At 60.3% G+C, this 13,893-nt stretch carries 13 protein-coding genes and 1 pseudogene; 9 read left to right on the top strand and 5 right to left on the bottom strand.

The features are described from left to right. Positions 1-65 precede the first annotated feature (65 nt). Positions 66-608, bottom strand: a pseudogene (locus FKW19_RS11090) (ATPase, T2SS/T4P/T4SS family); the annotation flags it as partial. A 260-nt stretch (positions 609-868) separates the two neighbouring features. Between FKW19_RS11090 and FKW19_RS11085 the strand changes: the two are divergent. From FKW19_RS11085 to FKW19_RS11060, 6 genes are all read left to right on the top strand, one after another. Then, on the top strand, positions 869-1,138 hold the full coding sequence (locus FKW19_RS11085) for an HU family DNA-binding protein (RefSeq protein ID WP_116100236.1): 270 nt from the start codon (positions 869-871) through the stop codon (positions 1,136-1,138). After that, positions 1,139-1,495, top strand: a complete 357-nt coding sequence (locus FKW19_RS15750; protein WP_116100235.1) for a hypothetical protein — start codon at positions 1,139-1,141, stop codon at positions 1,493-1,495. 10 nt (positions 1,496-1,505) lie between these two features. Next, positions 1,506-2,834 carry an SIR2 family protein gene (locus tag FKW19_RS11075; protein WP_116100234.1) on the top strand — a complete coding sequence of 443 codons (1,329 nt, stop codon included), beginning with the start codon at positions 1,506-1,508 and terminating at the stop codon, positions 2,832-2,834. Next, entirely contained in the window at positions 2,831-4,849 is a 2,019-nt protein-coding gene (locus FKW19_RS11070; RefSeq protein ID WP_116100233.1) for an ATP-binding protein, read from the top strand. Before FKW19_RS11075 ends, FKW19_RS11070 begins: the two co-directional genes overlap by 4 nt. After that, positions 4,849-5,742, top strand: a complete 894-nt coding sequence (locus tag FKW19_RS11065) for a 3'-5' exonuclease (RefSeq protein ID WP_116100232.1) — start codon at positions 4,849-4,851, stop codon at positions 5,740-5,742. The genes FKW19_RS11070 and FKW19_RS11065 overlap by 1 nt, the downstream gene beginning before the upstream one ends. 98 nt (positions 5,743-5,840) lie before the next feature. After that, positions 5,841-7,208: a hypothetical protein gene (locus FKW19_RS11060; RefSeq protein WP_150150545.1), complete on the top strand. Its 1,368-nt coding sequence runs from the start codon at positions 5,841-5,843 to the stop codon at positions 7,206-7,208. A 263-nt stretch (positions 7,209-7,471) separates the two neighbouring features. Here the strand turns inward: FKW19_RS11060 and FKW19_RS11055 are convergent, their stop codons facing one another. After that, complete coding sequence (locus FKW19_RS11055; protein ID WP_193561096.1) at positions 7,472-7,897, bottom strand: CopG family transcriptional regulator; 426 nt, start codon at positions 7,895-7,897, stop codon at positions 7,472-7,474. 5 nt (positions 7,898-7,902) lie between these two features. Then, positions 7,903-9,879: a conjugal transfer protein TraG gene (locus tag FKW19_RS11050; RefSeq protein WP_116100229.1), complete on the bottom strand. Its 1,977-nt coding sequence runs from the start codon at positions 9,877-9,879 to the stop codon at positions 7,903-7,905. A 117-nt stretch (positions 9,880-9,996) separates the two neighbouring features. On the opposite strand from FKW19_RS11050, the gene FKW19_RS11045 reads away from it, so the two are divergent. From FKW19_RS11045 to FKW19_RS11035, 3 genes are all read left to right on the top strand, one after another. Continuing rightward, positions 9,997-10,416: a DOPA 4,5-dioxygenase family protein gene (locus FKW19_RS11045; protein ID WP_116100228.1), complete on the top strand. Its 420-nt coding sequence runs from the start codon at positions 9,997-9,999 to the stop codon at positions 10,414-10,416. Between the two features lie 104 nt (positions 10,417-10,520). Then, a complete protein-coding gene (locus FKW19_RS11040; protein WP_116100340.1) occupies positions 10,521-11,153 on the top strand; it encodes a hypothetical protein in 633 nt (210 codons plus the stop codon). Positions 11,154-11,157: 4 nt separating this feature from the next. Continuing rightward, a complete protein-coding gene (locus FKW19_RS11035; RefSeq protein ID WP_116100227.1) occupies positions 11,158-11,748 on the top strand; it encodes an RES family NAD+ phosphorylase in 591 nt (196 codons plus the stop codon). Positions 11,749-11,759: 11 nt separating this feature from the next. On the opposite strand, the gene FKW19_RS11030 is transcribed toward FKW19_RS11035, so the two are convergent. Beyond that, positions 11,760-13,511: a DUF3363 domain-containing protein gene (locus FKW19_RS11030; RefSeq protein ID WP_116100226.1), complete on the bottom strand. Its 1,752-nt coding sequence runs from the start codon at positions 13,509-13,511 to the stop codon at positions 11,760-11,762. After that, a complete protein-coding gene (locus FKW19_RS15450; RefSeq protein ID WP_116100225.1) occupies positions 13,495-13,761 on the bottom strand; it encodes a hypothetical protein in 267 nt (88 codons plus the stop codon). The genes FKW19_RS11030 and FKW19_RS15450 overlap by 17 nt, the downstream gene beginning before the upstream one ends. Positions 13,762-13,893 lie beyond the last annotated feature (132 nt).

The raw sequence follows: 13,893 nt of genomic DNA, 5'->3' as shown, positions 1-13,893 counted from the left end.
AGGCGGAAAACGCTTCGATTTGTTGCTCATGAATTCTTCTTACCTCTCGGGTCGTTCTGTCTCCACAAAACCCGGGGCAATTCACATTGCAGCTCGCGCGTGTCTTCGATCAGCACCACCCGGTCGCCGGTCTGCGCGATCTCGGCCAGCAGGGCGTTGACCAGCGTGGTCTTGCCGGTGGAGGTGCCCCCGGCGGCCAGGATGTTCTGCCGCTCCGCGACGGCGCGGCACAGAAATTCGGCCTGTGCGGCGGTCATGATGCCGGCTGCCACGTAATCGTCGAGCGAGAACACCGCGACCGCGGGGCGCCTGATGGCAAAGCAGGGTGCGGCCACCACCGGGGGCACCAGTCCTTCGAACCGCTCCCCGCTTCCCGGCAGTTCGGCGGAGACGCGGGGGCTGCCGGAATGGACCTCCACCCCGACATGATGGGCGACCAGGCGGACGATCCGCTCGGCATCGGTCGGCCCGATCCGGGTACCGGTGTCCTCCATTCCGCCGGCCAGCCGGTCGATCCACAGCCGGCCATCGGGATTGAGCATCACCTCGACGATCGACGGATCATCGAGATGCCCGGCAATGGCCGGGCCGAGGGCGGTGCGCAGCATGCGCGTGCCTCGAGCGACGGCTTCGGAACGGAAAGGAGCAATGGACACCAGAAACCCCGCGATTGGCCTCCCGAGGGAGGCGATGGATCAGCGGGGTCGATTAGAAAGAGGCATGAACACGGAAGCGCAACAAGTCTCTTTGGTCGTAGGGCGCCGGGATAGAAGAACTTGCATAGGAGTAGAGTGCGTTTGGCCGGTGACGGGGCGAAAGGGCGCTGCTACCATCCTCGGATTCGACCACGACACGGACCTGCGCCCGCATGAGCAAAGCCTTCATTGCCGCCGTTCTTCAGGATTCCCTCGACTGCACGGGCGTTGCCGCCACCAAGGCCGCCGATGACCTGGTCGGAGCTATTGTCGCCGAACTGAAGCAGGAGGGCGGGTTCACGCTGCCGTCCTTCGGGACGTTCACCGTCCACAGGACCAAGGCCCGCAAGGCGCTCAATCCCCGCACCGGCGAACCGGTGAAGGTCAAGGCGGGCAAGACCGTGCGCTTCAAGGCAAGCCCAGTGCTGAAGAAGGCAGTCTGATTGGACACGTCATCCAGTGACCGTCAGATGGTAATTTTCGGAGATAAAAGATTAGGAGACAGGCGGCTTCCGCCCTCTCTGCAGACACTTATCGGTCTAAGATCTGTTTTCCCAAAGCGGACATTCATCGTAAGCGCTGGTTTTCATCTCGCGACAAAAGAATGGTACGGTCGGTTTCTTCTAGCGGACGCGCTCTATCGGGCCGTGCGCAGCGAGATCGCATCTTTTGCGGTGATCGTGGACGCCAAGGGCGAAGGCGCGAAGCGCTTCTATGAGCGAGAGAGTTTTTTACCGTTTCCAGATCAACCGATGAAGCTTTTCCGGCCTATGGCGGATATTGAAGTATTGTTCAAATAAGGGGGTGCCCGTGGCGGATTCCGACGGAGAAGAGCCTGAGAAATTGACATTCAAATTTCTGCGGGGCGTCGAAGCGGATGCCGGCGATCTTGAATGGCCGGCCGGTGCCGATGTCGTCAGGAAAGCGCTGTCGGAATCTCTGAATGCAAAGAACGTAGCGTTCCTGCTCGGGGCAGGATGTTCGTCGTATTGCGTCAAGGAAACTGACGGCTTGCTCGGCGATGACTGGCGGGAGGTTGGCATCCCAACCATGGCGCCTCTTGCCAAGGAGTTCACGAAGGCGCGGGACGCCGACGAGGCGGGGTTCCCGACCGCAATCGAACGGAAAGTCCTTTCTGACGAGTTGGGGATAGATATCGGCGAGAAAGAGTATGCCCGCAACCTTGAACGGTTGATGGAGCTGCTGTTCAGCCTTCGGTTCTCGCTTTCTCGAAGCACGCTTGCGAAGGCGGAAGATAATCTCAAGGTCGTCAATTCGCTCATTAAGAAGGTGCAGGCTTTCCTCTGGGACAAATGCACGAACGGAGCGTTTGCCAATGGCGACAGCACCGTCGGGACGCTCTACGAAACATTCTACAGAAAGCTGGTCCTGCGTGATCGCTCGCTGCCGCGTCCGTGGATTTTCACCACCAACTACGACCTTTTCAACGAGACGGCGATGGACCGGCTTGGCCTGCCCTATGCCAATGGCTTCTCCGGTGTGGTTGAACGCCGCTTCAATCCGGCGACCTTCCGTTACGCACTCGCCGAGCAGCTTGATCTGACCAACAGGAAATGGTCGGCTGTCGATGGCTTTGTCTATCTCGGCAAGATTCATGGGTCGATTAGCTGGATCGAAGACGATCACGGCCTGTTCCCGATCCGCGAAACGGCTGTCTCGAAAAAGCAGGAACCGGGAAAGGTGATGATCTATCCCACCCCTGCGAAGCAAAATTCCAGCCTCGGATCTCCCTATGCGGACCTGTTCCGCGAGTTCCAGTCGCGGATCGTGAGGGAGCAAAGTGTTCTCTTCACCATGGGATATGCCTTCGGCGACGAACACATCAACAATATCATCTATCAGGCCCTCACCATACCGACGTTTCGGCTGGTAATCTTTGTCGATCCGATGCTGGAGGGAGAAGTGGCCAAACTCCGCGCCCTGAACGATCCCCGCATCTGGATCATCGGTGGCAGCGGTCCGGAAGCCGATCGCAAGGCGCATTATTTCGATACGATCATTGAAGAGTTTATGCCCCAGCGGCCGAGCGAGCGCATCGACGATGCAATCCGAAAGGTGCTGGAGGTGATGTCCCCGAAGAAGGCTGAGGCTCCGTCCATCGCTGGAGACAGCGAATGAGCCGCGACGACCGCAAACGCGCCATCGGCAAGGTGATCTCCGTCGCGGCTGATCGCTTCGTCGTAGAGATGCACGCTGGCACAGACAATTTCACCGTCGTCGGGTTCGATGACGTCCATTATGTCGCCCGTCTCGGCTCGTTCCTGATGATTCCGGTTCAGACGGAATATGTCGTGGTGGAGGTTGTCGGCCTGAGAGAGCGGGACATCGCCAGCGTTGGACGTGGCGATGGCGAGCTGGACAAGGCTGCGTCTGCGAAGTATCTCGACGTCGTGCCGGTCGGGATGCTGCCACAGGACCGGAGCGCAAAGTTTCGCTTCGGAGTCTCCGTCTTTCCGTCGCTCTATGCGGATGCTCTCTATGCTCTCGATGCAGAGCTTGATCGCGTTTTCGAGACCGATAAGCCGAGCGAACCCGCTTCAGGCCTCAATGGTGCCCTGCCAGTGCCCGAAGATGCGACGCGCTTTCGCGCCATGTCGATCGGCCGCTCTGTGGTATTCGAGGGCTATGACGTCAAAGTCCGGATCAATGACTTTTTCGGCGGCCATACCGCTGTCCTTGGCAATACCGGGAGCGGGAAGTCCTGCACCGTCGCGTCGGTGCTCCAGTCGTTGTTCGACAAGGCGGACGAGTTCCATGCTCGAGGTGCGACGTTCGTGGTCTTCGATGTAAATGGCGAATACGCCAATGCGTTGATGCCGCTCGCCAAAGAGAACGGCATTGGCGTCGCCCATGTTGTGCTGGACGGAACTGCGAATGACCACAAATTCCGCCTCCCGCACTGGTTCCTGGAACAATCGGAATGGGAGTTGCTTCTGCAAGCCAGCGAGCGAACACAAATTCCGGTCCTTCGTACAGCTTTGGGACTGACAGGGCTGTTTCGGGAAAACACTCCAGAAGCGCTGGCAATCAAGGAGCACTTTATCGCTACCTGTGTCATTGAATGCTTCAGAGGTGCCGATGGGGATTCGCCAGTCGCGAAGTTTCAACGTGTCGTATCGTTGTTCCAGAAGTACCCAACGAAAGACCTGAACATAAATCTTCTTCAGAAATACGGAGCAAACTACCAGTACGGAAATTTCAGAGATGGGAACCTGGCTCCATTTCTGGATGAGGTTCGCAAAAAACTTCGAAAGGATGTTGATCTGCCGTCCTACAAACAGGCGCCGTTCACGTTCGATGATCTTGAGGAATGCTTGGATTTTGCAATTCTCTATGAAGAGGCGCATGGCAACAGGCAAATCCGTGATTACTGCTCACAGATGTTTACCCGGTTCAAGTCGCTTCGCGATAGATCCGAATATGCGTTCATGCGTTATGACATAAAGCCGGGCGAAGCGACCCCGACTATGGAGGCTTTCCTCGAACAGCTACTTGGGCTGTCAAAAAATGGCGACCACTGGAGAAAGCGCCATCAGATCATCATCGTGGATATGAACGCCGTCGAAGACGAGGTGGTCGAACTGGTCTCGTCGGTCCTTGCACGAATGACATTCCGTCTGCTTCGGCAAGCCGAACCAAGGAACCGCTTTCCTGTTCACCTCTTGCTTGAGGAGGCCCATCGCTACATCTCCGAGACACCGTCAAAATTTGCAATTGACGCCAGCAAAATCTACGAGCGCATCGCCAAGGAGGGACGAAAATATGGACTTTTCCTGCTGGTCGCGTCGCAACGACCCAGCGAACTTTCCAAAACTGTTCTCTCGCAATGCTCGAATTTTGTGATCCATAGAATTCAGAACCCGGATGACCTTTCGCAGATCCGGCAGATGACGCCATTCATTTCCGATGCGGTCCTGAAGCGTTTGCCGTCGTTGCCTAAGCAGCACGCGCTCGTGTTTGGAACATCGGTGAACCTCCCAACCACCTTCAAGGTGCGGGAGGTAAAACCGCTTCCAAAAAGCGATGACGCGAAGATTGGGGAACTCTGGTTCCACGAAGAGGGACGTGCAGCTCAGATCCGGATCTCGGCGCCTCCTGTCCAGAATGTCGATCTGAAGGGCGTATTCGACTGATGATCGATGTCTCAAATCTGGAAGAGTTAGCAGCGGCGCTGGAGGCCAGTCCAGACTATCGGGTGCTACGGCGCCTTCGACCGCGAGAGCCAGTGGAAGGATACGACGCCACCGAGACGCGCCTAGGCTTGATGGTCGACGTCGAGACGACAGGCCTCGATCCCGATCTGGACGAGATTATCGAACTGGCAATGGTGCCTTTTAGGTATGCGCTGGATGGGATGATCGTGGAGGTCCAAGAGCCCTTTGACCGTCTCCGCGAGCCGACGAAGCTGATTTCGCCCGAAATCACAACGTTGACCGGTATTTCTGACACCATGGTGTCTGGCAAGTCAATTGATCCGGAAGAGGTTGCTGCTTTTGCTGCTCCGGCTGCTGTGGTGATCGCTCACAATGCAGCGTTTGATCGGCATTTCCTTGAACGCTTTAGTCCGGTGTTCTCAACCAAGCCTTGGGCCTGTTCCATGTCGGAGATCGACTGGGCGGCTGAGGGGTTCGAAGGCACCAAGCTCTCCTACCTCGCGATGGCCCTAGGTTTCTTTTACGATCGGCATCGCGCTGCGAATGACTGCTTGGCCGCCATTGAAATCCTCGCGCAAGAACTGCCGAGAACGCACGTTCCGGCTCTTGTCAGGCTGCTGGATCGTGCACGCCTGCCAACCTGGCGGATCTGGGCCGAAAATTCGCCGTTCGAATTCAAAGATATCCTGAAGGCTCGGGGATATCGTTGGAACGGCGAGGAGAATGGCAAGCCCCGATCTTGGTATTTCGATGTTGCTGACGCTGAAAAGGATGCAGAAATATCCTACCTTCTACGTGAAATATATCGATACGAAGCAGACATAAGAACTGTTCGTGTTACTGCTTACGATCGTTTTTCTAGCAGAGTTTAGGCGATGTATCGTCTCGATTTCCGATTAAGATGAACATTTGTTATTGGGTATGAGTGCAGACCGGCAGTGAGCTAAATCTATCTTTGTTGGGAACGATTTTGAAGAATCCGGCCGTGAGGCTATCTCAGTTGCACGCTTGGCGTCATGAAACTGAATTGCGCGGTTTACAACCTCGGCTCGATGCTTATTGGGCAGTCGATAGTAATAGGCCGGACGGTACCGACGCAGAGCGGGAAAACTATTACCGACAGGTGGTGGCGCCTCACGAAGATGCCTTTCTCGCCGATTTCCCTCAAGGTGTGCCGGAAAGAGCCGCCTGGGAGGTTATCCTGCGTGAAGAGAATTGGCGCTCGGTGCTCCGAAACTGGCGCCACGGTGGTCAACAAATATTCGAGTTTGCGCCAGACCTGTTGGCAATGCTGGCCGATACGGACGTGGATGAGTTGCCCATCCAAAACCTGCGGATGCCATACGACACGTTCTATGTCGCTCTTGCGCCGGGACATTTTTTGCCCGACTACAATCGCGACTGGGTCATCGATGGGTTCTATGTCACGGCTGAAATTTGCCTGGTTGACTCTCTCCGGATGAAGCCCCGTCCTCCGAACGAACTGATCGCTGAGCAGAGGAAGCAATGGGCGGATCTTGAGCGAATACCAGGCGCTCTGGAGAGGCTGTGTAAGGACGGCTCAGAAAGTTTTGCAAGCTTTGACAGTTACATTGCGAAGCTATTGGCCGAAAATACGGCTGCCCAACAGCTTTACGACCGATACCTGCTAGATCCCGATGCGGTGATGGATGAAATCGCAGAAAAGGTGGATATCCGCGGTTCGGGCGAGTGGCGCTCATACTTGATGTTCACGGTGGATTTCACGTTCCGTCAGCGCAATCATGCTCCGGCGTCACTTTCATTGACCGATCTTTTGGGCCAGCCAACGCTCCGTGCGCACTACGATTTTGTCTCGCACCGCAATACGGTTAGAGATGGCATCGAACGCGGTCGCCGATCGGCGATTCCAATGGATACCTTTCGAGAAGAAGACGGGCATCCTGACGATCTTCACAACGTGATTTCCGATCCGACGGTTCTGGAAGAGGTCACGCGACTGGTGTTCAACCTCGTCTGCTACTTGAATTATCCCGAACGCGCTCAGGAAAAACGACTAAACGATCCGCGTATCCATGAAAAAGTCGGGCGGGCCAAGGGCAAAGCCAGAAAAATGGCAGAGGCGCAAGCACGTCAGGACGGTTGCCGTTGGATCAATTTCTGCGGCTATCGAACGTCATTCGAGAAGCGAAACACGCTCGGCGGGACGGCCGTTGGTCACTGGCGCCGAGGACACTGGCGGAATCAACGGTTTGGGAAGGCGCTGGCAGAAAGCAGGTTGCTGTGGATTCGGCCAACGATGGTTGGAGCCGACAAGAATATCATTGACAGCCGTCCGACGCTTTACGGAACGTCCTAGATGATGCTTGGGACGCCATGATAATAACCGGGATAGCAAGGTATCCGGCATGAAAGAAGGATTTCTTTTTCAATGTCATGGCTGGCTGCTCGACTTTCTCTGCGTGATTTTGGGGCTCTTGGCTATAATTCGAAAAGAGTTCGCCAATAGAGTAAACCGCACCGGGATTGTTAAATAGGTCTGCAACTGGTTGCACTGCCCCTAAAGCAGACCGACCGCTATCCTCCACATCCAGACCAAAATTTATGGGGTAGTCTCGCGGGTCAAGTATCATGACATTCCGCACGAGGAACCACGTCCAGCCTCACCTCGTCGTCCAGTGTTTTCCCTCTGGCGAGCCTGCGCCCGACTGCCTCGATAAATCCGTCATACCGCTCTCGCCCCTTGCTCTGCGCTGCCGCAAGCGCCGCATCTGGTAACGGCGGTGTGCTGGTCAGCCAGAAGCGCACGAACACGGCCAGCGATTCATTGGAGATCGTCACCCGCCGCTCCATGCGCTCCAACTGGCGCGTCATCCGGTCCAGTCGCCGGGTCAGCGCGGCTTCCAGCCGCTCCGGCCCGTCCGGCGACAGGAACGATGTCAATGCTGTTTCCACGATCAGCGCCTGCGACACCTTCTTGCGGGCAGCGTAATCGGCCAATTTTGTGCTGAGATCTGGCGGCAGCCGGATCGTGTGCTTGATCCGCATAGCAGTCATAGCCCCATCCAATCACCAGGATCGAGCGACACCTGCCGCGCGAGAACCCGCTCACCGCGCCGCAGGGTCTGCGCCCGTGTAGCGTCCTCGGGTTCGTCCTCCGGCGGATCGAATTCATGCACCGGCTTCCTCGGCTCCGGCGCCACCTCTTCCTGTTCCGGGAGTTCCGGCTCACGGCGGATACCGGCATTGGCGGGATCATCATCCGCATTGCTGGCAGGCGGCTGGACCACATCGGCCCAGTCCCCTGACGGCTGCGGTCCGATGGGCGGCGTTCCTTCGGGGGCTGAAGGTGGCTCGAACCGGGGTGGCGGGAGGATGCGCGCGGCCAGTTCAGCATCCTCGAAATACCGCGCCTTGCGCGCCCGGATCGGCGGGCAGCCGGACACCAGCACCAGTTCCTCGTCAGGCGGAAGCTGCATGATCTCGCCCGGCGTCAGCAAGGGCCGCGCCGTCTCGTGCCGTGTTACCATCAGATGCCCGAGCCATGGCGATAGCCGGTGGCCGGCATAGTTTTTCGCGTCACGGATCTCTGTGGCGGTACCCAGTGCGTCGGACACCCGTTTGGCGGTCCGCTCGTCATTGGTCGCGAAACTGACCCGGACATGGCAATTGTCGAGGATCGAATTGTTCTGGCCGTAGGCTTTCTCGATCTGGTTCAGGCTCTGTCCGATCAGGAAGCTCTTGATCCCATAGCCTGCCATGAAGGCCAGCGCACTCTCGAAGAAATCCAGCCGCCCCAGCGCCGGGAATTCATCGAGCATCAATAGCAGTCGATGACGCCGCCCCGCCTCCAGTTCCTCCGTCAGACGGCGGCCGATCTGGTTCAGCACCAGGCGGACCAGCGGCTTGGTGCGGCTGATATCCGATGGGGGTACCACCAGATACAGCGTCGCCGGATGACTGCCGGCGACAAGGTCCCGGATCCGCCAGTCGCAGCGTCGGGTCACATGCGCCACCACCGGATCACGATACAGACCGAGAAACGACATTGCGGTGGACAGCACGCCCGAGCGTTCATTATCGCTCTTGTTCAGCAGTTCCCGCGCCGAACTCGCGACCACCGGATGGACACCCTTCGCCCCGAGATGCTGCGCGGTCATCATCGCGCGCAGCGTCGTCTCGATCGCCCGTTTCGGATCGGAGAGGAAATTGGCGACCCCGGCCAGGGTCTTGTCCGGTTCGGCATAGAGGACATGAAGGATCGTGCCCACCAGCAGCGCGTGGCTGGTCTTCTCCCAATGATTGCGCTTCTCAAGGGCGCCTTCGGGATCGACCAGCACGTCGGCGATGTTCTGCACATCGCGGACCTCACGTTCGCCGCGCCGGACCTCCAGCAACGGATTGTAGGCCGCACTGGCCAGATTGGTCGGATCGAACAGCAGCACCCGGCCGAAGCGGGCACGCCAGCCGGCGGTCAGCGTCCAGTTCTCCCCCTTGATGTCATGGACGATGGCCGAGCCCGGCCACGTCAGCAGGGTCGGCACCACCAGACCGACGCCCTTGCCCGATCGGGTCGGCGCGAAGCACAGCACATGCTCCGGCCCGTCATGGCGGAGATAGGCATCGGCCGAGCGGCCCAGCACCACGCCATCGGGGGCGAGCAGCCCCGCCCGACGAATCTCACGCGGATCGGCCCAGTGCGCCGAGCCATAGGTTGTGGCGCGCTTTTTCTCGCGGGCACGCCAGACGGACATCGTGATCGCGACGATGACGGCGACAATCCCTCCCGACCCCGCGATGTAACCGCCGGTGGTGAAGATATCCGGTGCGTAGGCGTCATAGGCGAACCACCACCAGAAGAACTCTGGCGGGTAATAGACAGGCCAGCCAAACAGCGTGACCCAAGGCGCGCCGAGCTGCGGCTGGAAGCCGAGCCGCCAGGCGGTCCACTGGGTGGCAGCCCACGTGAAGGCGAGGATCACGGTGCTGACGGCAAACACCGATCCCCAGAGGATCTTGGTCTGGTTCATGACAGGAACCGACCAAACGGCTCGATTCTCTGATATTCAAGGTTTAATGACAACGCCTGGAGCCGCCGGACAATAGCGGATAATAAACGGACGGCTCCCATCCGCAGGGATCGAACGATGACCGATACCATCCGCCTGATCGAGTCCGTCGCCAGCTATCACGCCCATGTCTATTTCGACGGCGCGAACGAGCGCGCGACCGCGGAATTGCTGCGCACCGAAATCGGTGAACGTTTCGTCGTCCGACTGGGACGCTGGCACGAGATTCCGGTCGGACCGCATACGCTGCCTATGTATCAGGTCGCCTTCGAGACGACGCTGTTCGCGACGCTCGTTCCCTGGCTGATGCTCAATCACCGTAGCCTGAGCATCCTGATCCACCCGAATACGCACTCTCCACGCCGGGATCACATCAGCGACGGACTCTGGCTCGGGCAACGTCGCGCCCTGCTGCCGGAACGACTACCGGAAGAAACGCCGAAGGCAGACGACGCAGGGGCTCCGAATACCGAACCGGCGGGCACGGCGCCGATCTGACTCCAGACCGGAGCCGGGGGCGAGACTACGTTCTATCGGTTGCTTTGGTTGTCATGGTTTCCTATATTGCCATCATAGAGAGGAATTTTCCGGGAGGCGATACGATGCCGACGACACCCGTTTCGCAAACGCGTGCCCGCGTTGCGGGAAGCCAGACCAGAACCCGGCTTCTCGGCGTGGGAAGCATCGTGACGGTGCCTGCGGGGCTGGAACTGGCGGCGCGCGAGACAGCCCGGGCGCGCGGACGTGCCAGAGCGAAGCCGCAGGTGCTGGAATACGAGGTTCGTCCGCAAGCCGGTCGGTCCTCTCGCCGCGAGACCGCGACCGACGCCTATGCGGTCGGCCCGCGCGGGATCGCCCTGTTGCGCGGGAAACAGATCAGGGACGACGATCTCCGCCGTGCCGGTGGTGCCTATACGCTCGATCAGGTCAGGGAACTACTCAGCGTCACCCGCCAGGCCATTGAGAAGAAAGTCCGCGAACAGGCGATCCTGGCGGTTCCGGGACCAAGCGGCGAGCGGCGCTATCCGGTCGCGCAGTTCACCGGCGATGGGATCGTGTCCGGTCTGAAGCCTGTGCTCGTCGCCCTGCCAAGCGAAAGCGCATGGTTCCGTCTGAATTTCCTGGTCACGCCGCTCGGGCAGCTCGGTGGGCAAACGCCGATCGAAGCGCTGGGCGCCGGCAAGACTGAGGAAGTCGTGGAAGCGGCGCGCTCCATCGGCGTCCAGGGCAGCTGACCGCGTGCCTGACCAGCCTTGGCCGCCGGGAGACCTCGCTTCCCGGCAACCCCGCTGGCGCGTTCTGCCCGCGGGCCAGCCCCTGCATCGTTTTTACTCCCGCGCTCATGACCCGATTTATTTCGACCGTTCGCGCTCCGGGCGTCTCAACGCGCCGGACGGCTCTCATGGCGTTCTTTACACGGCGGAACAGCCGGCTGGCGCGTTCGCGGAAACGTTCCTGCGCGCGCCAGGCCGCACGCTGCTGCCGACGGATCTCATCGCCGCCAAGGCCCGTGCCATCCTGAGCGCCGATCGAGAACTGCGGCTGGTGGAGTTGCACGGTCCCGGACTGGCTGTGCTCGGCGCCACGGCGGAGGTCACATCATCCGGCCTGCCGTACGATCTGCCGCACACCTGGTCGAAAGCCGTTCACGACGCCTGGCCCGATGCGGACGGCATCAGCTACCGCGCCCGCCATGACAACGATCAGATCTGTTTCGCCCTTTTTGACCGGGCGAAGAGCGCGATTGCGATCGCCTCCCAGAGCGACAACCTTGATGCAGACTGGTTCTATGAGCTGATGGACATCTATGGTGTGGGACTGACAAGCTGACCGGTCAGGTCTCAAATCCCGAGCCCGCGCTTCCGTCCGAAATGCCAATCGACCGCCCCGCCCGGTGACATCGTACCAGAAACATGACGTCCGAGCTTCTGCTCCAGCGCCGGACGCCATGGCACGAGCTGGAAGCCCAGCCCGTCATCGACCATCGCGAAGCGGCCGGAGGACAGGTTGACCCGCTGGCGGTAGACCCCCGAGACAATCTCGCCTTCCTTCGCAGGTCGGTGCTCCAGCCCGGTCTGGGCGGCAAGCCTCGCCGCCGCCTGATCAAGATCACGCTGGCTCAGGGTGCCAATCAGGTCGGGTGCAAAAACCACGCGCTCGCCCTGTCGCCGGGCCAGCCCCTCGGACGCCAGATGACCGATCCGCTGCACCATCGCCTCGCGGACCTCCGAGCCGAAGCCGGCATTGGCCAGCGCCGGATCCTTGGCGAGCAACTGACGATCGAGCCAGGTCGCGCCGGGCGCCGTCACCTGCTCGGCCAGCGTGAAGTCCGAACGCGTCGCCAGCGACAGGCGCTGCGTGCCTTTGGCATCCCCCCAGCTCCGGGTCTCAACGATCGCACCGGTCCTGGCATCGCCGGTCAGGTCCAGATCAGGGAAACGGACATGATGCGTGCGCCCGTCGGTGCCGGCGATCACCACGTAGCCCGAGCCCTTCAGTTCGTCATCCAGCCCGCGCTCGATCAGCCGCCCGAGAACAGGATCGGCCAGCGTCTCGCCATGGATGGCAAAACCCGCAACATCGGGCTCCGCCCCGCCATCGGACATGGCGCGGTGCATGGTCGTGATGATGTCGCCCCGGATGGAGAGATCGCGCAGCGTGGTCTCCAGCCCCGGCTTGAGAGTCCAACGTGCCACCCCGACCGGTTCGGCAAGACCAAGCCCTTCCAGCTTGGTCGCCCTTCCGACAAGCAGGCGGCGTAGTTCCGGGTCTTCGGCACCCGCGCCCGGCCGCAGATCGACGATGCCGCCACCCTCGTCGCTGATGTCCTGCAACGCGCGATCGAGGCTGGTCCAGCGGTCGGCACCGATCTCGATCTCCAGGGCGGTGCGGATTTCGTGCTCGCTGCGCGGGCCAAGCTCCATCGTCACCCGTTCGGCGGCGCGGTCGCGCAGGCCCTGGCTGATATAGGCGCGGCTGATCACCAGATCCCTGCCGTCATCGGCCACGCCGCGCACCAGGATATGGACGTGCGGATTGTCAGTGTTCCAGTGATCCACCCCGACCCAGTCCAGCCTTGTGCCGAGGTCGCGCTCCATGTCCTGCATCAGTTCCCGCGCGAAGCCCCGCAGATCCTCCAGCCGCACCGCGTCCTCGGGCGAGACGATGAAGCGGAAATGGTGACGGTCGTCTTCGCAGCGTTCCGCGAAGGCCTTGCTGTCCGCCTCATCAGACCCGGCATCGAACAGGTGGGCTTTGGCACCGTCGCGGGTCACGCCCTCGCGTCTGAGATAGGCGATGTGCCGGGCGAGCGGCGCGGACCGGAACCCCGTACCCTGCTGGCGGACCACCCGCGCCTTGACGATGACGCGACGGGCGTTGCCGCGGAGCCGCATGGAGAGTGCCGCGCGTCGGCCGCGCCCGAAACGGGAACCGCCGCCTCCCCTGCCCTTCGCGCCGAACCGGGTGCCGGTATGACCGGCCTTCTTCGCAGCACGCATGACCTCCCCGACGAAGGATTTTGGTCGTGCGCCCTGGTTGCCATGCCGGATGCGTCCGGGCCGGACAGTCAGACTGTCATCGCGCGTCGGCATGGCCCGCTCTCCGCTTCGATGCGCGCCTGACCGCGCCCGGATCATTGAAAAGATTAGGAAAAATGCCCGGACAGCCGCAGGTGGTGCGTGGTGAGAGGGCAAATTCCCCAATCAAACCAACCACATGCAGCCCCGAACGGGCGCTGCTTTTACCTTGCCGTCCTTCTGTCCGTTGCCAGCCTCCCCCCAGCACCCCATCTCCAAGGCACCCACAGCCCGCCAGCGCCCGATGGACCGGAACGGGGATCATCGACGCGCCTCCCCATGCCCTGACGCGATGAACAGACCGGCCGATTTGAATTGCCCCGGGTTTTGTGGAGACAGAACGACCCGAGAGGTAAGAAGAATTCATGAGCAACAAATCGAAGCGTTTTCCGCCTGA

Origin of the sequence: Acetobacter sp. DmW_125128, assembly GCF_008704325.1 — a bacterium.
Lineage (GTDB): Bacteria > Pseudomonadota > Alphaproteobacteria > Acetobacterales > Acetobacteraceae > Acetobacter > Acetobacter oryzifermentans.
The sequence above is the reverse complement of the archived record's forward strand: the minus strand, read 5'-3'. Positions and strand labels throughout refer to the sequence as shown.